Genomic DNA, 19,127 nt, shown 5'->3' with positions numbered 1-19,127 from the left:
GAGTTTCGGTCAGACGCTGACACCGACCCCGCCGCGCGTGTGCGCGCCGTACCGCTCCAGCTCCCGGGCCAGGTCGAGCGGCCTGATCGTGGTGCGCCCGGCCAGCAGTTCGTCGGTGATCAGGTCGGCGGGCACGAGCCACGAGACCTCGAACTCCAGCCCGTCGGGGTCCTTCGCGTAGAGGGCCTTGGTGGTGGCGTGGTCGGACGCGCCGACGAGGGCGTTCATCGCGGCCAGCCGGGTCGCGACTCGGTCGAGCTCGGCGAGCGTGTCGACCTCCCACGCGAGGTGGTAGAGCCCCACCGTCGCCCGGCCCGCCGACGACGGCCCCGCCTGCGCGCCGATCTGGAAGAGCCCGAGGTCGTGGTCGTTCGACGACCCTTCGGCCTGCAGGAACGCCGCCCCGGGGAGCGCGTTGACGACGCGGAAGCCGAGCGCCTCCCGGTAGAAGGCCACGCTGCGGTCGACGTCCCGCACATAGAGCACCGCGTGGTTGAGTCGCTGGACCGGCATGACGCCCTCCCGTTTGCTTGAGCTCGTTACTTGAGCTTTCAAGTAAGTCTAGCTCAGGTGTGCAAAAGAGCGGCGGGATCGGCCATGACCTGCTCGATCACCTGACCGGCCGCGCCGAGGGCGGCCGCCTCCGCGCCGAGTCGCGACACGATCACCGGCGGCACGGTGCCGCGCATCTGGCCGAGGCGGGCCCGCAGCGTGTCCCCGACCACGTCGCCGATCCAGCGGAAGAGCGGCGCGTAGATCCCGCCGAGGACGATGGCGCCGGGGTCCACCAGGTTGATCGCCGACGACAGGGCCACCCCGAGCGCCCACGCCGCCCGCTCGCAGGCATCCCGCGCCTTCTCGTCGCCCTCCCGCAGGCGCTGGGCCACCTGCCCGACGCCGAGCTGGCCGCGCACGCCTCCGGCGGCGGCCAGCAGGGCGTCCTGCCCGGCGTACTGTTCGAGGCATCCCCGGCCGCCGCAGCGGCACTGCGGCCCGTCGGGCGCGACCACGACGTGCCCGAGCTCGCCGGCGAAGCCGTGCGCCCCCCGGAAGAGCCGGCCGCGGACGACGAGCCCGGCCCCGATGCCGATCTCCCCTGAAACATGCAGGAAATCGGGCAGCCCCGACCCGAACCACAGCTCCCCGAGCGCGGCCAGGTTCGCCTCGTTCTCGACGCGTACGGGGAAGGGGAAGTGCCGGAGGAGCGACGCCAGCGGGACGTCGCGCCAGCCCAGGTTGGGAGCGTTCCGGACGTCGCCGGTGGTCCTGTCCACGGGGCCGGGCACGGCCAGCACCCCGCCGACCACCCGGAGGCCCTTCTCCACAGCTTCGTCCACAACGTTCGCGGCCAGATTCCCAAGTCGCGCGATGCTGTCCACAGGGGGTGCGGCGCGGTTGTCCACAGCCTGTGTACGGCGAAGCCGCACGGTCCGGGCGAGGTCGACCACGCACACGGACAGGTAGTCGACGTTCACCTCCAGGCCGAGGGCGGCCACGCTGCGCCCGCTGATCCGGATCTCGACCCCGGGCCTGCCGCGCTCGCCGTCCCGGACGGCGCCGGTCTCCACCACCAGGCCGCCCTCGATGAGGTCGCCGACCAGCTTGGAGACGGTCGTCTTGGTCAGGCCCGTTATCTCGGCGAGGGCGGCCCGTGTCACCGCGCCGCGCGCGCCCACCTCGCCCAGCACGAGCGCCAGGTTCCGGGCGCGCATCGCGTCGTGTCGTACGGCCTGCGACATCACACCCTCCACTATCGGGCGTTGAAGACCTGGACACGCCCTCTTGACCCGGAGCCCGCTACGTCGGAATATTTAGTCCACAACATAGACTAATTCGGAGGCGACTCATGTACACCCCCACTCCCGAGGACCGTTTCACGTTCGGGCTGTGGACCGTCGGCTGGCAGGCGCGCGACCAGTTCGGCGACGCGTCCCGGGCCCCGCTGGACCCGGTCGAGAGCGTCCACCGCCTGGCCGAGCTCGGCGCGTACGGTGTGACCTTCCACGACGACGACCTCCTCGCGGTGGAGCCGGACCGGGCCAAGGCGATCGAGAACTTCAAGAAGGCGCTGGCCGACACCGGCATGAAGGTGCCGATGGCCACCACCAACCTGTTCACCCACCCGATCTTCAAGGACGGCGGGTTCACCAGCAACGACCGCGAGGTCCGGCGTTACGCGCTGCGCAAGGTGATCCGCAACATCGACCTCGCCGCCGAGCTGGGCGCGAAGACGTACGTGTGCTGGGGCGGCCGTGAGGGCGCCGAGTCCGAGGCCGCCAAGGACGTGCGGGTCGCGCTCGACCGCTACAAGGAGGGCTTCGACCTCCTCTGCCAGTACGTGATCGACAAGGGCTACGACATCCGCTTCGCGGTCGAGCCCAAGCCGAACGAGCCGCGCGGCGACATCCTGCTCCCGACGATCGGGCACGCCCTGGCGTTCATCAACTCGCTGGAGCACCCCGAGATGGTGGGCCTCAACCCCGAGACCGGCCACGAGCAGATGGCCGGCATGAACTTCGTGCACGGCATCGCCCAGGCGCTGTGGCACGGCAAGCTGTTCCACATCGACCTCAACGGCCAGCACGGCCCGAGGTTCGACCAGGACCTCATCTTCGGCCACGGCGACGTGAAGAACGCCTTCTTCCTCGTCGACCTGCTGGAGAACGGCGGCTACGACGGCCCGCGCCACTTCGACTACAAGCCGCTGCGCACCGAGGACAAGGAAGACGTCTGGGAGTCGGCCGCGGCCAACATGCGGACCTACCTCATCTTCAAGGAGAAGTCGAAGGCCTACCGCGCCGACCCCGAGGTGCAGGCGGCGCTGGAGGCCAGCAGGTACAACGAGCTGGCCCAGCCGACCCTCGCCGCCGGTGAGACGTACGAGGACGTCCTCGCCGAGTCGATCGACGTGGACGCGGCGGCGGAGCGCGGCTTCCACTTCACCCGGCTGAACCAGCTCGCGATCGAGCACCTCCTCGGCGTCCGCGGCTGACCGGCCGGCCGACAGACGGAGCGAGAGACAGAGCGAGAGACAGAGTGAGGGGACGACTGTGACGCTCGTGGCAGGGGTCGACTCGTCGACCCAGAGCTGCAAAGTCGTGATCCGGGACGCGGAGAGCGGGGCCCTCGTGCGCGAGGGCCGCGCCCCCCACCCGGAGGGCACGGAGGTCCATCCCGACCACTGGTGGACCGCCCTGCAGAGCGCGATCGAGCAGGCGGGCGGCCTGGCGGACGTCGCCGCCGTCAGCGTGGGGGCACAGCAGCACGGCATGGTCTGCCTCGACGAGGACGGCGAGGTGGTCCGGCCCGCGCTGCTGTGGAACGACACCCGGTCGGCCGGGGCCGCGGCCGACCTGGTCGCCGAGCTGGGCGGACCGAAGGCGTGGGCCGAGGCCGTCGGCAGCGTGCCGGTGGCGTCGTTCACGGTGACCAAGCTCCGCTGGCTCGCCCGCGAGGAGCCGGACAACGCCCGCCGTACGCGGTCGGTCTGTCTCCCGCACGACTGGCTCACCTGGCGGCTCGCCGGGCGGCCGGACACGATCGCGACCGACCGGGGCGACGCCTCCGGCACCGGCTACTGGTCGCCCGCCACCGGTGAGTACCGCACCGACCTGCTGGAACTCGCCATGGGCCGGGTGCCGGAACTGCCCCGCGTGCTCGGTCCGGCCGAGCAGGCGGGCACAGCCGAGCAGGGTGGCGCGCTGCTCGCGCCCGGCACCGGCGACAACATGGCGGCGTCGCTCGGCGCGGGCATGCGGCCCGGCGACGTGGTGGTGTCCATCGGCACGTCGGGCACGGCGTTCGCCGTCTCCGAGACGCCGTCCGCCGACGCGGCCGGGCTGGTCGCGGGGTTCGCCGACGCCACCGGGCGGTATCTCCCGCTGGTCTGCACGCTGAACGCGGCGCGGGTGCTGGACGCCACGGCCCGGATGCTGCGGGTCACGCCCCAGGAGCTGAGTGACCTGGCTCTGCGGGCCCCCGCCGGTGCGGACGGGCTGGTCCTCGTGCCGTACCTGGAGGGAGAGCGCACCCCGAACCGGCCCGACGCGACCGGGTCCCTGCACGGGCTGCGCCTGTCCAACTCCACCCCGGAGCACCTGGCCCGGGCCGCGGTCGAGGGCATGCTGTGCGGGCTCGCCGACGCGCTGGACGCGCTCGGCGTCGAGCCCGCCAGGGTGCTGCTCATCGGCGGCGGCGCGCGCTCGGAGGCGGTGCGCCGGATCGCGCCCACCGTGTTCGGGCGTCCGGTGCTCGTCCCCACCCCCGGGGAGTACGTCGCGGACGGCGCCGCCAAGCAGGCCGCCTGGCTGCTGTCCGGCGCGCCGGAGCCGCCCCACTGGGAGCCGGGCGGCACGTCGGGTGGCACCGAGCGGTACGAGGGCGACCCCACTCCCGGCCTGCGCGAGCGCTACCACGAGGCGGCGGAGTAGACGCCGCGCAGGATAGACGTCCGGGGTGGGGTCCACGCGACCCCGGGGACCCCACCCTGAGACGACCCTGATCCCCTATCGGGGTGATGTACGCGTTGTCCCGGATGTTAGAAACGGGCCGTACGCGGGATTCTGAAGTTATGGTCAAGAGGATCTATCCCCTGCTCGCCGGCTGCGGCATGGTGCTCGCCGTCGCCACCGTCGTGGCGGCGCAGGTTGGCGGGGAACCCTCGCTGGATCCCGTCTCCATGACGATCAGCCAGTACGCGGCGCGGGACGACGGCGGCGTGATCGAGACGGCCATGGCCGTCCTCGGCCTGGCCTCGCTCGCCCTGCTCGCCGGGATGCGCGCGGTGCACGCGCCCGTGGACGGCTGGCCCGCCCGCCTGATCGGCCTGTGGAGCGCCTCTCTCATCGGCGCGGCGGTCATCCCGTCGGACACGAGCTGGCAGGGCGACCTGCACGGACTCCTGTCGGCGGCCGCCTTCGTGAGCGTGCCCGCCGCCGCGATCCAGCTCGTGGGCCGGCTCGGCCAGGACGAGCGGTGGCAGGTCGTCGCCCGGCCGCTCGAATGGCTCGCGCTCGCCTCCGGCCTCGGCCTCGCCGCCATCACCTACGTCGCGCTGCCCGGCCACGGCGTCATGATCGGCCTGGTGGAGCGGCTGCTGCTGGCCGCCGAGGTGTCCGTCCTCGGGCTGCTCGCCCTGCGGCTCGTCCAGCTCACCTGGGGCCGCCGCTCCGCGAGCGGAACGGCGGCCGTCATGCCGATCAGCGCTGGGCGGCCGTCAGCATCTTGAGCGCGTGCTCCACGAGGGTGACGAGCACGACCTTCGCCGAGGCGCGCCGCCGTACGTCGCAGAGCAGGACGGGCACCTCCGGATCGAGATCGAGGGCGATCCGCACGTCGTCGGCCTCGTGCTGATCCGCACCGTCGAAGCAGTTCACCGCCACGATGAACGGCGTGCCGCGCTGTTCGAAGTAGTCGATGGACGGGAAGCAGTCGGTCAGTCTCCGGGTGTCGGCCAGCACGACCGCGCCGAGCGCGCCGTAGCTGAGCTCGTCCCACATGAACCAGAAGCGCTCCTGCCCGGGGGTGCCGAACAGGTAGACCACCAGGCCTTCCCTGATGGTGATGCGTCCGAAGTCCATCGCGACCGTGGTGGTCGTCTTGGCTTCCACGCCGTCGATGTCGTCGACGCCGACGCCGCGGTCGGACAGCACCTCCTCCGTACGGAGAGGGCGAATCTCGCTGATCGCGCCGACCAGCGTGGTCTTGCCGACGCCGAAGCCGCCGGCCACCAATATCTTGAGGGCGACCGGCTCCTCAGAGGGCGCGAAGGCCATTGATCACTTCCTTGAGAATGCGCTCGCTTGGCAGCGGCGCCACTTTGCCCGGAGCCCGTGCCTCGACGAGTCCCAGGTCGAGGAGATCCCCGATCAGGACGCGTACCACGCCCAGCGGCAGGTCGATGTCGGACGCGATGTCCGCCACCGACGCGCCGCCGCGCGCGAGGTCGAGAATCCGTCGCTGCTCGGGACCTATCCCGGACAGGTCCCTGCGTGAACCCGTGGTGGTCACCATCGTGATGAGATCGAGTTTCACGCCGGAGTGCCGCGCCCGGCCCCCTGTCAGCGCGTACGGCCGGACCAATGGCCCGGCCTCCTCGTCCATCCATTGGGGTCCCGTCATATGCCCGCCCGTCTCACGGGGAGATCCGGCGCGGGTTGGTGGAGATGTGCTGGCCCACTCGCTTGACCAGCATCGCCATCTCGTACGCGATGTGGCCGACGTCGGCGTCGGAGGCGGCCAGGACGGCCAGGCAGGTGCCCTGCCCGGCGGCGGTGACAAAGAGGAACGCCGCCTCCATCTCGACGATGGTCTGCCGCACCTCGCCACCTCCGAAGTGCCGCCCGGCGCCTCTGGCCAGGCTCTGGAACCCGGCGGCGACCGCCGACAGGTGCTCCGCGTCCTCCCGGCTCAGCCCCTGGGAGGCTCCCACGACGAGGCCGTCGGTGGAGAGGATCACCGCCTGGCGGACGGCGGCGACCCTGCTGATGAGATCGTCGAGCAGCCAGTTCAGTTCGCCGGTCGACGTCGCTTTGCCGGTCATGCGTCACCCTTCTCGCCGTGCGTGTTGTGTGCGTGGTCACCGGGTGCTACCCCACCCGGCTGGTCGGAGTCCTCCCGGCCCCGGCGCGCTCCGCTCTGGAAGGCGGCGAACACGGCCCTGGCCTCCTCGGGTGACCGCTCCTCCATGGGAGGGGCGGACAGCGGCGGCTGCGTCGGCTGCGTGGACGGGGTGCGTAGCTGCGGAGCGATGTTGGCCTGACGGACCCGGCGCGGCAGACCGGCGTGGGTCCCGTTGGCGGCCGATCCCCTGGCCCGGGACGCGGTGCCGTTTCCCGCACCGTTTCCCGCACCGTTCGGCGTGCCGTTCGCGGCGACCGGCTCCGGCCTGGAGACAGGCGTCGGGACGGGGGTGGGGAACGGGGTGGGAACGGCTGTGGGGGCGGGCGGAGCCTCGCGCACCGAGGAGGGCACGGCCTCGGTCCGCAGGGCGGCCGGGGTGAAGAACGGGGACGACTCGGGGCCCTCCGCGGCTCCGGCGGGGTCCCACACCCGTCCCGCGACGGCCTCCCGCAGCGTCTCCGGCGTGCTCTCCGGCACTGGCTCCAGCAGGGCCTCCCGGAGCGTCTCCCGCAGTGGCTCCCGGAGCGTCTCCGGTACGGGCTTGGCGTGGGCGCCGCGGGAGGGCGGCGGTCCCTCGATCGCCGCGGGCGCGCCGTCCTCCACGACCAGGGTGCGGGGGATGAGCACGATCGCGGTCGTCCCGCCGTACGGCGACCCGCGCAGCACCACCCGCACCCCGTGCCGGACCGCGAGCTGGCTGACGACGAAGAGCCCGAGCCTGTCGCTGTCGGCCAGGTCGAACTCCGGCGGATCGGTCAGCCGCGTGTTGATCTCGTCGTACTCCTCGGGGGCGAGGCCCAGGCCGCGGTCCTCGACCTCGATCGCGAGCCCGTTGGCGACGAGCTCCCCGCGGACCTCCACCCTGGTGTGCGGCGGCGAGAAGACGGTGGCGTTCTCCATCAGCTCGGCGATCAGATGGACGAGGTCGGCCACGGCCGCGCCGGTGAGGGTGGCGGCCGGCATCGGGGCCATCGTGATCCGGGTGTAGTCCTCCACCTCGGAGATCGCCGCACGGACCACGTCGATGAGCGGCACCGGCTTGCGCCAGGCGCGTCCGGGCGTGGCCCCGGACAGGATGATCAGGCCTTCCGCGTGCCGCCGCATGCGGGTGGTGAGGTGGTCGAGCCGGAACAGGTCCTCCAGCGCCTCCGGGTCCTCGGCCCGGCGCTGCATCGTGTCGAGCAGCGTGAGCTGGCGGTGCAGCAGGGTCTGCTTGCGCCGGGCCAGGTTGAGGAAGACCTGGCCGACGCCGCGGCGGAGGGCGGCCTGGCCGACGGCGGCCTCCACGGCGGTGCGCTGCACGGAGCCGAACGCGTGGGCGACGTCCTCGACCTCGCTGGACCCCGTCGCGTTGATCGGGGGCGCCTCGGCCTCGACGTCCACCTCCTCGCCGCGCCGCAGCTTCTCGACGACCCGCGGCAGCCGTACGTCGGCGAGATCGAGCGCGGCGTCGCGCAGCCCGGCGAGGTCACGGGCGAGACGGCGGCCGAACCGTACGGAGAAGATGATCGTCGTCACGATGACGACGAGGCCGAGCCCTCCGGCGACCAGGATGCGGAGCAGGATCCCGGTGGCGACCGAGGTGGCATTCGTGTTGAGCGCGTCCGACGCCTTCACCCGGGCCGAGTCGAGCCTGAGGATCAGCTGGTCGACGGTCGCCGACCACTTCTGGGCCTCCGGCGGGACCGGCCCGCCGGTGCGCACCCGGTTGACGAGCAGGTTCTCCAGCGCCGTGAAGCGGTCGAACAGCGGCGAGGTGAGCTCCTGCTCGTACGGCGCGCGCATCTCGCCGGTCAGGATCGCGCGGTTCTTCCGGTAGAGGAACCGGCGGGTGGAGACCCACTCGCTGAACGCGGTCTGCTCCTCGCCGGTCATCATGCCGCTGGCGAGCGCGCCGCGGATGAGGGCGTCCTCGCGGCTGATCATCTCGTGCGCGTTGCCCATCCCCTGCATCGCGCTGGCCTGCTGGAAGACGGTCAGGTCGGGGACCGAGACCAGCCTCTCGTACAGCGCGAACATGTCGTCCATGATCGCGTTGTAGGAGTTGATGGCGTAGAGCCGGTCCGCCTGGCCGAGCGAGACGGACTCCCGGATCGAGGGCAGGCGTTCGAGCGAGGACAGCAGGGTGTCCAGGGGCGCCACGAGGTCCTCGCCCATGGCGTCACGGGTGGACTCCTCGTTGGCGGTCTTCCTGAACCTGTCCACCGAGGCGGTGGTCTTGGCCTGCTGCGTGGTGAGCGTGCCGGAGGTCGTCTGGCCGCTGCTCAGCACTCCCGCGGTCAGCGCGCGTTCGGCCTGGATCTGCAGCCCGAGGTCGGTGGAGGCGATGCCGATGGTGTCGTACAGCGTCTTGGCACGCAGGAGGATGACACCGTCGCCGACCGTGAGTTTTAGGGCAAACCCCCACATAGCACTCAACATGAGCAATGGTAGGAGCAGCAGTAAGAAGATCTTGAACCGAATCGAGCGGTTTTTTGAACCCATATGGCCACTCCTGCAGTGCTGGAGGCTGTGCCGCATTTATGGGGGAATGCACCTCCGGAAGATCGCACAGAAGGCTAGCACCGATACACTCCGCGCGCAGGAGGAGGAAACCATGATTACTGTGATCACTGGGGCTGGTGCCGGAATCGGTGCAGCTTCCGCCCTTGATCTCGCCCGGCTAGGTCATCAAATCGTGCTCGTCGGGCGCACTCCCGAGAAGGTGAGCGCCGTCGCGGACCGGGCCGCGGAGGCCGGCGGCGCCCGCCCGGACACTCTTGTGGCCGACTTTTCCTCACTCGACCAGGTGCGCCGGCTGGCCGCGGACCTGCTGGCCCGCTACGAACGCATCGACGTGCTGGTCAACAACGCGGGCGTCATGACGCCCGACCGGCGGACGACGGTGGACGGCAACGAGCTGATGATGCAGGTCAACCACCTTGCGCCGTTCCTGCTCACGAACCTGCTCGCCGACCGGCTCGCGGCGTCGTCCGCCCGGGTCGTCACCACCTCGTCGCGGGCCGCGAAGTTCGGCCGCCTCGATCCCGCCGACCTGTCCAGGGAACGGCAGCGCTGGAACGGCTGGCAGCAGTACGGCGACTCCAAGCAGGCCAACGCGTTGTTCACCGTGTCGCTCGCCGAGCGCGGGCTCGCCGCCACGTGCCTGCACCCGGGGGTGCTGAAGACGTCCTTCGCGGACGGCACGCTCTTCATGAAGATGGTGTGGCGCGTTCCCGGTGTCGGCGAGCCGGTCGAGGCCGGCGCCGCCAGGATCGTCCACCTCGTCACCCACGCCGACGGCGTGGACCACCCGGGCCGTTACTTCGTCAAGAACGCCCCCGCCCGGGTGCCGGCGCGGATGTCCGACCCCGCCCTCGCCGCCGCCCTCTGGGACGCCAGCGCCGCCGCCACCGGACTGTCGGGCTGACGGGTTGACGGGTGACGGGCCTGCGGGCCGCCGGGCTCCGAAGAGTTAGGGGAGTGTTCGCCGGGGGTTGCGCCGGTGCTCACGGACGGGTGAGTGACGGATGACTAGGGTCCGGCCGCATGACCGTGACCGCTCCCGCGCGCACGTCCGGCCCGGCGGCCCCCGCCCGCGACCCGCTGCTGGACAACGCCAAGTTCCTGGCCATCGTGCTCGTCGTCTCCGGGCACCTCGTGGAGGACCTGCGGGACGTCCCCGCGGCGCACGCGCTCTACTTCTACGTCTACCTCTTCCACATGCCGCTGTTCATCGTGATCAGCGGCTACCTGTCGCGTAACTTCACGTTCTCCGCGGGCAAGGCGCGCAAGCTCATCAGCGGCCTGGCCGTGCCGTACGTCATCTTCGAGGTGGCCTACTCGCTGCCTCGCTGGTTCCTGTACGGCAAGCTGGAGATCAGCCTGCTCGATCCGTACTACCTGACCTGGTTCCTGATGTCGCTGTTCCTCTGGCGGCTGTCCACCCCGGTCTGGCAGCAGTTGCGGCATCCTCTGGTCGTCGCGGTCGGGCTCTCGCTGCTGTCGGGGACGAGCGCGCTGCCGGACGAGCTGTCGATGAACCGCACCTTCGGCCTGCTGCCGTTCTACGTGCTCGGGCTCATGCTCACCCCCGGCCACCTGGAGATGCTGCGCGGGCGGGTGGCCGCGATCACGGGTGGCGCCGTGCTGGCTGCGGCGCTCGCCGGGGCCTTCGCCGTGCACCGGCTCGTGCCGACGGAGTGGATCCGCTGGCGCCACTCCAACCACCAGATCGGCGTGGACGACCTGACCGGCACCCTGATCAGGCTCGCCATGCTGGCGGCGGGCTTCCTGCTGGTCCTGGCGTTCCTCGCGCTCACCCCGGACCGCCGCACCTGGTTCTCCGGCCTCGGCGCCGCCACCATGTACGCCTATCTGCTGCACGGCTTCGCGGTGAAGGTCACCGAGCGCTTCCACGACGCGCTCGTCAATCCGCTCGGCGTGGCGGCGATGGTGGCCCTCGGCGCCGTACTGGCGGCCCTGCTGTGCACCACTCCGGTACGGCGGGTCTTCCGGTGGGCGGTCGAGCCGGACGTCTCCTGGGCGTTCACGACGCTGCGCCGGCCCGGTCAGCGGCGCGGTCGGCGGCCCGGTAGACGCCGGGCGGAACTCCCAGGGCCGTACGGACGTTTTCCGGGCGATGGTGCAGAACACGGCGAAGCGCGCAATCCGGGGTAGCGTACGCATTCGCGGTGCGGCCAGGTGTGGTGAAAACGACGGGGTGACGCGGGTGGTCGGCAGACAGGGCAGGGTCACGGGCAGGATCGGTCCCGGCCTCGTCGGCGAGGTGATGGTCCCCATCCGCGGGGGTGTCGAGGCGTTCTACGCCTATCCGAGCGTCCCGGACGAGGAGATCCCGGTGGGGTCCATCGTCGTCGTCGTGGAGTACTCGCCCCCGCGCAGCGTCTACGTCGCCCGCGCGATCGTCTGACCCGCACCCTCCTCCTCTCTCATCCCCCCACTGGACGGAGGCTCCCATTGTCCTCGGAGATCGTGGTCGTGGGCGGCGTCGCCATCGTCGCCCTGATCGTCCTCATCATGCTGTTCAAGGCCATCTGGCGGGTGGCCGAGCCCAACGAGGCGCTCATCATCTCGGGCCTCGGCGCCCACACGAGGAACGAGCTCGCCGACAGCCTGGGCTTCAAGATCGTGACAGGTAAGGGCACCGCCGTGCTGCCCGGCTTCCAGACCTCCCGGCGGCTGCGGCTCGACAGCCGGGCCACGAACCTGCAGGTCAACTGCGTGACCCAGCAGGGCATCCCGGTCCAGGTGCGCGGCGTGATCATTTACAAGGTGGGCGACGACTTCAGCAGCATCGCGAACGCCGCCCGGCGCTTCCTCGACCAGCAGGACTCGATGAACGGCGCCATCCACGAGCTGTTCACCGGTCACCTGCGCTCGATCATCGGCAACCTGACCGTCGAGGATCTCATTCTCAACCGGGAGCGGCTCACCAGCGAGACCCGCAGCTCCGCGGCCGACGAGATGAGCAAGCTCGGCCTGGTGGTCGACTCGCTGCAGATCCAGGAGATCGAGGACGAGACCGGCTACATCACGAACCTGGGCAAGCCGCACGCCGCGAAGATCGCCGCGTCCGCCCGCATCGCGGAGGCGCAGCGCGACCAGGAGGCCACCGAGGCCGAGCAGATCGCGGCGGCGAACAAGGCCGCCGCGTGGCGTGACGCGCAGATCAAGCAGGCCTCCTACCAGGCGGAGATCGACGAGGCGCAGGCGCGGTCGCGGCAGTCCGGTCCGCTGTCGGAGGCGACGGCCCGTCAGGAGGTCGTCGTCCAGGAGACCCGTACGGCCGAGCTGGAGGCCCAGCTCTCCGAGCAGCGGCTCCAGTCGCAGGTGCGCAAGCCCGCCGACGCCAAGGCGTACGAGACCGTGACGCTGTCGCAGGCCGAGCGTGACGCGCGCATCGCGCAGGCCGAGGCGGAGGCGAAGGAGACCGAGCTGCGGGCCGTCGCGCAGGCGTCGCAGGTCAAGCAGGCGGCCGCGGCCGACGCCGAGTCGGTGCGGCTGCGCGGTGAGGCCGCCGCGGCCGCGACCAGGGCGACCGGTCTGAGCGAGGCCGAGGCCGCCAAGGCGCGCGGTCTCGCGGAGGCCGAGGCCGCCAAGGCGCGCGGTCTGGCCGAGGCCGAGGCGATCAGGGCCCGCTCGGAGGCGCTGCGGGAGAACCAGGAAGCCGTCATCGCCCAGCAGCTCGCCGAGAACTGGCCGCAGATCGTGGAGGCCGGGGCGAAGGCGTTCGGCAACGTCGACCACATGGTGGTCCTCAACGGCGCCCAGGGCATCGAGGAGATGCTGGCCAAGGCGCTCACGCTGGGCGGCACCGGGCTGGGCCTGGCGCGCACCCTCCTGGCCGGCGGCTCGCCCGCGACGGCCTCCCAGCAGGAAAGCGCGAGCGTGAACGGCGCCGAGCACCCCGTCAAGCCCATCGCCTGATCGAGGGCGGGCTGGTCAGCCGTAGCGTTCGTCCCCGTCATCCGGACGGGGACGAACGCCGGCGATAGAGGCCGGGAGCGGTGCCGTAGACGCGTTTGAAGGCGGCGCCGAAGGCGTACTCCGAGCTGTAGCCGACACGGGCGGCTATCTCGGCCAGCCCGGCGTCGGAGTCCCGCAGCAGCCGCGCCGCCGTGGTCATGCGCCACCAGGTCAGGTACGTCAGCGGCGGCTGGCCGACCAGGGCGGTGAAGCGGGCGGCGAAGGCGGCACGGGACATCCCGGCCTCCCGGCCCAGCGACTCGACCGTCCACGGCCGGGCCGGGTCCTGGTGAGCGGCGTGCAAGGCGGTGCTGACCGCCGGATCGGACAGCGCGGCCGCCCATCCGGTGGCCGCGCCCCGGGCGAGTTGCCCGTCGAACCAGGCCCGCAGGATGTAGAGCAGGAGCATGTCCAGCAGCGCGGGGACGACGGCGTCCGTCCCCGGGCGGGGAGTGGCGATCTCACGGCCGAGGATGGCGACGACCGCGCCCAGCTCGGCCGTCGCGTCCGCGGCGGCCTCCGGTCCGTCTCCGGTCATCGAGGTGGCGCGGGTCGGAATATGGATGAGGCCGGGCAGGTCGTGCAGCAGCGGGTGCGTTCGCCGCGGGTCGAGGCGGTACCCGCCGCACAAGGTCACCGTGGCCGCCTCGCCGCCGTCCGGGGTGTCCGGTCCCGCCGAGTCGTTCACGAACAACGCCAGGTCTTCGGCCGTCGGGTCGCAGGCGGTGACGGCGAGGGGTGTGGCGGGCGAGTCGGCCAGGCCGTACGGGTGACCCTGCGAGAAGAAGACCACGTCTCCGGCGGACAGCGGGACCGGCGCGGCGCCGGTGTCGTCCTCCTGCGGGATGAGCCAGCACGAGCCCCGCAGGATCACCTGGAAACCCGCCGCCCCCGGTACCGCCGGGAACCGCTGTCCCCAGACGCCGCGCCGTTGCACGCGTGCCGCGTTCGGCCGCCCGGTACGCATGACGGAGATGACATCGCTGAGCACGTCCATACCGATCACCCTACGGAAGACCAGACGATCGCGTATCAAATCCAGACTTCATGACATTGGACGTCTGGCCGGGCCGTCCTACCGTCGCACTCATGACACACGAGAGCAGCCGCGCCACGATGCGGGCCGCCCGCATCCACGAGTACGGCGACGCGTCCGTTATCCGCCAGGAGGAGATCCCGATCCCCACGCCCGGCCGGGGCGAGGTGCTGATCAAGGTGGCGGGCACCTCGTTCAACCCGTCCGAGATCGGGCTGCGCTCGGGGCTGCTGCGGACGGTGGTGCCGGAGACGGCGGGCCTTCCGCTACCGCACACGCTCGGGTGGGACGTCTCGGGCACAGTGGTGGCGACCGGGGCGGGGGTGTCCTGGCCGCGCCCGGGGGACAGGGTCATGGGCCTGCTGGAGGGCGGGGCGGCGGCGGAGTACGCTGTCGCGCCCGCGCGGCTGCTGGCCCCGGCGCCGATGGTCGTCCCGCTCGCGGACGCCGCCGCGATCCCCGTGGCGGGGCTGACGGCATGGCAGGCGGTGTACGAGCACGGCCGGATCGCACCGGGGCGGCGTGTGCTGGTCAACGGGGCGGGCGGCGGGGTGGGGATGTTCACCGTGCAGCTCGCCAGAAGGGCCGGAGCGACGGTGATCGCCACGGCCGGGAACGCGCGCAGCGCCGCGGCGGTCCGGGCCTGCGGAGCCGACGAGGTGGTGGACTACCTGACCGATCCCCTGCCCGGGAACCTGGACGTGCTGCTCAACCTCGTCCCGTTCGCGCCCGGCGCCGGGCCGGATCTGGCCCGGCTGGTACGCCCCGGAGGCCACCTCGTCTCGATCACCGCGCCCGTTCGGCCGCCCCCGGGCTCGCGAGTCACCGCCACGCGGTTCGTGACCCGCAACGACGTGGATCAGCTGACCGAGATGGCCGCCCTGGTGGACGCGGAGGAGATCGTCGTCGACGTCGCGGAGCGGCGCCCCCTGGCGGATCTGGCGGCCGTACACCGGATGGCAGAAGCCGGCCGGACCCGGGGCAAGGTCGTCATCGAGCTCTGATCCGCGGGGGCCGTCTCCGTCAGTCGAATGACAGTTCCGTCGTACGGCGGGGCATGAGCAGCAGCGCGCCGACGCTGAGCACGGCCACGACGACGAGCGCGATGAAGATGTGGTGGACGGCGTCGTACAACGCGCCCCGGACGAAGGACGCGGCGGCCGAGTGGGCCGCCGCGCCCTGGGCGTTCAGCACCAGGCTCGTGGCGTCGAGGCTGTCCGGAAGCCGCCCGGCGAGGGAGGCCGGCGGATGGGCGAAGCGGTCCGACAGCGTCGCGTTGGAGATGGCGCCCAGCATCGCGGCGCCGACCGTGCTGCCGATCGAGCGGGAGAACATGTTCGTCGCGGTGACCACGCCGCGGCGCTCCCAGCCGACGACCGACTGCACGGCGACCATCGTGGGGCTGGCCGACAGCCCGAGGCCGACGCCGACCACGAAACAGGCGGCGGCGACCTGCCAGATCATCGCGTTCTGGCCGAGCAGCGCGCACAGCACGGTGCCGGCCACCACCACGACGACGCCGATCAGCGCCGTGTCGCGGAACCCGATGCGCATGTAGAGGCGGCCGGAGAACGTCGCCGCGAGCGGCCAGCCGATGGTCAGCGCGGCCAGGGCGAAGCCCGCCACCAGCGCGCCGGTGCCCAGCACCCCCTGCGCGTACGTCGGGACGTACGACGTGAGCCCGATGGTGAGGGCGCCGACGCCGACGGAGACCAGGTTGCCCCCGTTCAGCGTGCGGCGGCGGAACACCCACAAGGGCAGCACCGGTTCGGCCGCGCGGCGCTCGGCGAGGACGAAGGCGGCGATCAGCAGCGCCCCCGCCACGAAGATCAGGATGCTGGGCGCCGAGTTCCACTCCCAGGCGACCCCGCCCTCCAGCAGGCCGAGGATGAGCAGCGAGGAGCCGCCGGTCAGCAGCACGGCGCCCAGATAGTCGACGCGGTGGGAGCCGCGCCTCACCTGCTCCTTGAAACGGCGGGCGAGCACCCAGGCGGCCACCGCGCCGAGCGGCAGGTTGATGAAGAAGATCCAGCGCCAGGAGACGTACTCGGAGAACACGCCGCCGAGCGTCGGGCCGACGACCGCCGAGATGCCCCATACGCTCGCGAGGTAGCCCTGGACCCGGGCCCGTTCCTCGACCGAGTAGAGGTCGCCGGCCATCGTGATGCTGATGGGCTGCACCGCCCCGGCGCCGATGCCCTGGATCGCCCGGAACGCGATCAGCGCGGGCATGCTCCAGGCCACCCCGCACAGCACCGACCCGAGCAGGAACGCGGCGATGCCGAAGAACATCACCGGCTTGCGCCCGAAGACGTCGGCCAGCTTGCCGTAGATGGGCACGGTGACGGCCTGGGTGAGCAGGTAGATCGAGAACAGCCACGGGAACTGGGAGAACCCGCCGAGGTCACTGACGACCGAGGGCACCGCGGTCGCGATGATCGTGCTGTCCAGCGCCACCAGTCCGGTACACAGCATGATGGCGGCGAGGACGGGACCGCGTTCCGACCGTAGCCCGATGCCCTTCGATGTCGTCGTCGTGGTCACAGACAGAACTCCCTCGGCACAGCGGTTTCGTTATGCGCAACCGTCACCGTATGTCAGAACATTCCAGAGCTGTTGACGGGGCCTGTTGACGGGACCTGTTGACGGCCCCGGCGACATTTCGTACGTTCCGCGTAGGCCGCCCCCCGGGCGCCCCCGACTGGGAAGGGGTTGCGATGGCCACCGAGCTGAGCCCAGATGGGGGGCCGGACATCGTGCCGGACATCGTGCCGGGCCCGCTCGCCACACCGTCGCCGGAGCTCGCCCGCCGGCGTGAGTCGGGGCCGCTGGAGCCGGCGACCATGCCCAGCGGCGACCGCGTCCCGATGGTCGTCCGGTACGAGGACGTCCGCGCACTGCTGGCCTCGCCCGCGTCCAGCCGTAACCTCCGCCTGCCCGGGCTGCCGCGGTTCGTGAGCGGCGTCGGCATCGACGACGACCCGGACGCGCTGGTCAACCAGGATCCGCCGGAGCACACGCGCTACCGCCGGATCATGCACGGCACCTTCACCCCGCGCCAGATCGAACCGTGGCGTCCCCGCATCGCAAAGATCGCCGAGGACCTCCTCGACGGCCTGGGCGACGACTTCGACCTGGTCCAGGGATACGCGCTGCGGCTACCGGCCCATGTCATCTGCGAGATGCTCGGCGTGCCGATGGACGACTACGAGAAGTTCGTCCGGTGGACGGACATGTTCCTGACCACCTCCACGGCCGACGAGCGGGTGCGCGGGGAGGCCTACACCGGCTTCATGACCTACGCCGCCGAACTGGTCGCCCGGCATCGCCTCTCGCCCGGGCAGGACCTCATCGACCTGCTCATCCAGGCCAGGGACGAAGGCGACCGGCTGTCGGAGGGCGAGCTCGTCAACACCGTCTTCTCCCTGATCACAGCTGGTTACGAGACGACGGCCTCGATGATCGCCCGTGGCGTGTTCCGGTTGCTCCTGCACCGGAGCCAATGGGACGAACTGGTCGCGGACCCCGCCCTGACGGCCACCGCCGTCGAGGAGGTCCTGCGCTTCGACGGGCCGCCCGCCAACGCCTTCATGCGCCGCGTCACCGAGGACACCGAACTGCCGAGCGGCCCGCTGACCGCGGGGACGGTCGTCATGCCGAACCTGAACGCGGCCAACCACGACCCGAGGGCGTTCCCCGAGCCCGGCCGGTTCGACATCCACCGTTTCACCGGCCACCCGCCCAACCCGCATGTGGCGTTCGGGTACGGCCCGCACCGCTGCCTGGCCGCCAGTCTCGCCAGGGTCGAGCTCACCGAGGCGTTCAGGGCCCTGGTCACCCGGCGGCCCGCCCTCCGCCTGGCCACTCCGCCGGAGTCGGTGACATGGGCCGACGGCCTGGTCCTGCGGCCGGTCGCCCTGCACGTCACCTCGGCTGGGTGACGCCGGCGGGCTCATCCGGCGGCTTCCTGGCCTTCCTGGGCTTCCTGGCCTTCGGGTGAGCCGGCGAGTGCGCGGGCGGCCGCCACTTCGTCGCCGTCCCAGCCCCAGTGGCCTTCGCTCCGGTGCCGAGCCTGTTCGTCGATCCATCGCTGGTGCGCCTCCCAGGCCGACTGCTTGGTGGTTCCCAGCGCGGCGCCGATCTGCGACCACGAAGCTCCGGCCCTGCGAGCCGATCGGACCGTGAGCTGACGCCCGTAGCTCGCCTTCCGTGCGATCACCTCGCCCAGCGCGAGAAGCTCCAGCGTCTCCTCCCGCGTCAGGGGCTCGGCGTCCTCGTCGCCGGACAAGGGTCCGAGATCGCCCTCCTCGGCCTCCTCGGCCGGTGAGGCGAGGGCCTCGCGAGTGCGGAGTGCGTCAAGGCGCGCGGCCGCGGTCAGCAGTGTGAACTGACGCTCAAGCTCTTCAGGAGTAGGCATGCCAGCAAGCATTGCGTCAGGTTTCCCTGACGTCAAGCTGTCCTGACGGCGAAGCTTGCTACGCTCGCGAGCGTGGCGATCAAGAACTCCCACTGCTCCTTCTGCGGAGCGGCCTACGCGCCCGGCCGGCCCTGGCCGAGGACCTGCCAGGAGTGCGGGAACACGAGCTATCTCAATCCCCTGCCGGTCGCGGTCATGGTGCTTCCGGTGGACAGCGCGCGTACGTCCGGCCTTCTCGTGGTCCGCCGGGCGGTCGAGCCGCACCGCGGCCTGCTCGCCCTGCCCGGCGGCTTCGTCGACATCGGCGAGTCCTGGCAGCAGGCCGCCGTACGGGAGGTCCGCGAGGAGACGGGCGTCGTCGTCGACGCGGCCGGTGTGCGGCTTTTCGACGTGCTCAGCGCGCCCGACGGCACCGTGCTGATCTTCGGCCTCGGGCCGCGCACGACCGCGGACGCACTCCCGCCGGTCGTGCCCACCGCGGAGACCAGCGAGTGGGTGGTGATCGACGCCCCTCAGGAGCTGGCGTTCCCGCTCCACACGCAGGTCGTGGCCCACTACTTCGGCCGTGAGGCTCGTCAGCCGTAG

Annotated in this window: 19 protein-coding genes; 10 read left to right on the top strand and 9 right to left on the bottom strand. The window is 71.5% G+C overall.

From position 1 onward, the window contains the following. Nucleotides 1–9 precede the first annotated feature (9 nt). Nucleotides 10–513 carry a VOC family protein gene (locus Mam01_RS08175; protein WP_150933968.1) on the bottom strand — a complete coding sequence of 168 codons (504 nt, stop codon included), beginning with the start codon at nt 511–513 and terminating at the stop codon, nt 10–12. 53 nt (nt 514–566) lie between these two features. Continuing rightward, nucleotides 567–1,739 (bottom strand): ROK family transcriptional regulator, encoded by a 1,173-nt coding sequence (locus Mam01_RS08170; protein ID WP_204284781.1) that lies wholly within the window; start codon nt 1,737–1,739, stop codon nt 567–569. A 107-nt stretch (nt 1,740–1,846) separates the two neighbouring features. Between Mam01_RS08170 and xylA the strand changes: the two genes are divergently transcribed. The 3 genes from xylA to Mam01_RS08155 all read left to right on the top strand — a co-directional run bounded on the left by xylA (nt 1,847) and on the right by Mam01_RS08155 (nt 5,227). Beyond that, nucleotides 1,847–2,992 carry a xylose isomerase gene (xylA, locus tag Mam01_RS08165; protein WP_204284780.1) on the top strand — a complete coding sequence of 382 codons (1,146 nt, stop codon included), beginning with the start codon at nt 1,847–1,849 and terminating at the stop codon, nt 2,990–2,992. Between the two features lie 58 nt (nt 2,993–3,050). After that, the gene (gene xylB, locus Mam01_RS08160; protein ID WP_204284779.1) at nt 3,051–4,430 is read left to right on the top strand and encodes a xylulokinase; all 1,380 of its coding nucleotides are present in this window, start codon (nt 3,051–3,053) and stop codon (nt 4,428–4,430) included. 140 nt (nt 4,431–4,570) lie between these two features. Then, a complete protein-coding gene (locus Mam01_RS08155) occupies nt 4,571–5,227 on the top strand; it encodes a DUF998 domain-containing protein (protein ID WP_239101132.1) in 657 nt (218 codons plus the stop codon). Here Mam01_RS08155 and Mam01_RS08150 read toward each other — a convergent pair. Genes Mam01_RS08150 through Mam01_RS08135 form a run of 4 tightly spaced genes read right to left on the bottom strand, consistent with a single transcriptional unit; the run spans nt 5,199 to nt 9,030 of the window. After that, complete coding sequence (locus Mam01_RS08150; protein ID WP_150933837.1) at nt 5,199–5,774, bottom strand: GTP-binding protein; 576 nt, start codon at nt 5,772–5,774, stop codon at nt 5,199–5,201. The genes Mam01_RS08155 and Mam01_RS08150 overlap by 29 nt on opposite strands. Continuing rightward, the gene (locus tag Mam01_RS08145) at nt 5,755–6,102 is read right to left on the bottom strand and encodes a DUF742 domain-containing protein (RefSeq protein WP_225311451.1); all 348 of its coding nucleotides are present in this window, start codon (nt 6,100–6,102) and stop codon (nt 5,755–5,757) included. The genes Mam01_RS08150 and Mam01_RS08145 overlap by 20 nt, the downstream gene beginning before the upstream one ends. A gap of 31 nt (nt 6,103–6,133) precedes the next feature. Further along, complete coding sequence (locus tag Mam01_RS08140) at nt 6,134–6,541, bottom strand: roadblock/LC7 domain-containing protein (RefSeq protein ID WP_030507694.1); 408 nt, start codon at nt 6,539–6,541, stop codon at nt 6,134–6,136. Continuing rightward, nucleotides 6,538–9,030: a sensor histidine kinase gene (locus tag Mam01_RS08135; protein ID WP_204284778.1), complete on the bottom strand. Its 2,493-nt coding sequence runs from the start codon at nt 9,028–9,030 to the stop codon at nt 6,538–6,540. The genes Mam01_RS08140 and Mam01_RS08135 overlap by 4 nt, the downstream gene beginning before the upstream one ends. Before the next feature lie 187 nt (nt 9,031–9,217). On the opposite strand from Mam01_RS08135, the gene Mam01_RS08130 reads away from it, so the two are divergent. From Mam01_RS08130 to Mam01_RS08115, 4 genes are all read left to right on the top strand, one after another. Further along, the gene (locus tag Mam01_RS08130; protein WP_204284777.1) at nt 9,218–10,030 is read left to right on the top strand and encodes an SDR family NAD(P)-dependent oxidoreductase; all 813 of its coding nucleotides are present in this window, start codon (nt 9,218–9,220) and stop codon (nt 10,028–10,030) included. A 119-nt stretch (nt 10,031–10,149) separates the two neighbouring features. Continuing rightward, entirely contained in the window at nt 10,150–11,280 is a 1,131-nt protein-coding gene (locus Mam01_RS08125) for an acyltransferase family protein (RefSeq protein WP_204284776.1), read from the top strand. 52 nt (nt 11,281–11,332) lie between these two features. After that, nucleotides 11,333–11,533, top strand: a complete 201-nt coding sequence (locus tag Mam01_RS08120; RefSeq protein WP_150933842.1) for an NfeD C-terminal domain-containing protein — start codon at nt 11,333–11,335, stop codon at nt 11,531–11,533. Between the two features lie 47 nt (nt 11,534–11,580). After that, nucleotides 11,581–13,050 carry a flotillin family protein gene (locus Mam01_RS08115; RefSeq protein WP_204284775.1) on the top strand — a complete coding sequence of 490 codons (1,470 nt, stop codon included), beginning with the start codon at nt 11,581–11,583 and terminating at the stop codon, nt 13,048–13,050. 37 nt (nt 13,051–13,087) lie between these two features. Here Mam01_RS08115 and Mam01_RS08110 read toward each other — a convergent pair whose 3' ends face one another. Next, entirely contained in the window at nt 13,088–14,086 is a 999-nt protein-coding gene (locus Mam01_RS08110) for an AraC family transcriptional regulator (RefSeq protein WP_204284774.1), read from the bottom strand. A gap of 92 nt (nt 14,087–14,178) precedes the next feature. On the opposite strand from Mam01_RS08110, the gene Mam01_RS08105 reads away from it, so the two are divergent. Further along, complete coding sequence (locus tag Mam01_RS08105; RefSeq protein ID WP_239101131.1) at nt 14,179–15,129, top strand: NADP-dependent oxidoreductase; 951 nt, start codon at nt 14,179–14,181, stop codon at nt 15,127–15,129. A gap of 19 nt (nt 15,130–15,148) precedes the next feature. Here the strand turns inward: Mam01_RS08105 and Mam01_RS08100 are convergent, their stop codons facing one another. After that, nucleotides 15,149–16,669 (bottom strand): MDR family MFS transporter, encoded by a 1,521-nt coding sequence (locus Mam01_RS08100; protein WP_239101130.1) that lies wholly within the window; start codon nt 16,667–16,669, stop codon nt 15,149–15,151. A gap of 173 nt (nt 16,670–16,842) precedes the next feature. Between Mam01_RS08100 and Mam01_RS08095 the strand changes: the two genes are divergently transcribed. Further along, complete coding sequence (locus Mam01_RS08095; protein ID WP_204284773.1) at nt 16,843–18,066, top strand: cytochrome P450; 1,224 nt, start codon at nt 16,843–16,845, stop codon at nt 18,064–18,066. Nucleotides 18,067–18,077: 11 nt separating this feature from the next. Here the strand turns inward: Mam01_RS08095 and Mam01_RS08090 are convergent, their stop codons facing one another. Continuing rightward, nucleotides 18,078–18,542, bottom strand: coding sequence for a hypothetical protein (locus tag Mam01_RS08090; RefSeq protein WP_204284772.1), 465 nt, complete (start codon nt 18,540–18,542; stop codon nt 18,078–18,080). A 72-nt stretch (nt 18,543–18,614) separates the two neighbouring features. Between Mam01_RS08090 and Mam01_RS37235 the strand changes: the two genes are divergently transcribed. Next, nucleotides 18,615–19,127, top strand: coding sequence for an NUDIX domain-containing protein (locus Mam01_RS37235; RefSeq protein ID WP_275408916.1), 513 nt, complete (start codon nt 18,615–18,617; stop codon nt 19,125–19,127).

Source organism: Microbispora amethystogenes, from assembly GCF_016863015.1.
GTDB lineage: Bacteria > Actinomycetota > Actinomycetes > Streptosporangiales > Streptosporangiaceae > Microbispora > Microbispora amethystogenes.
Note: the sequence above shows the minus strand (reverse complement) of the source record. Positions and strands in the feature narration are given on the sequence as shown.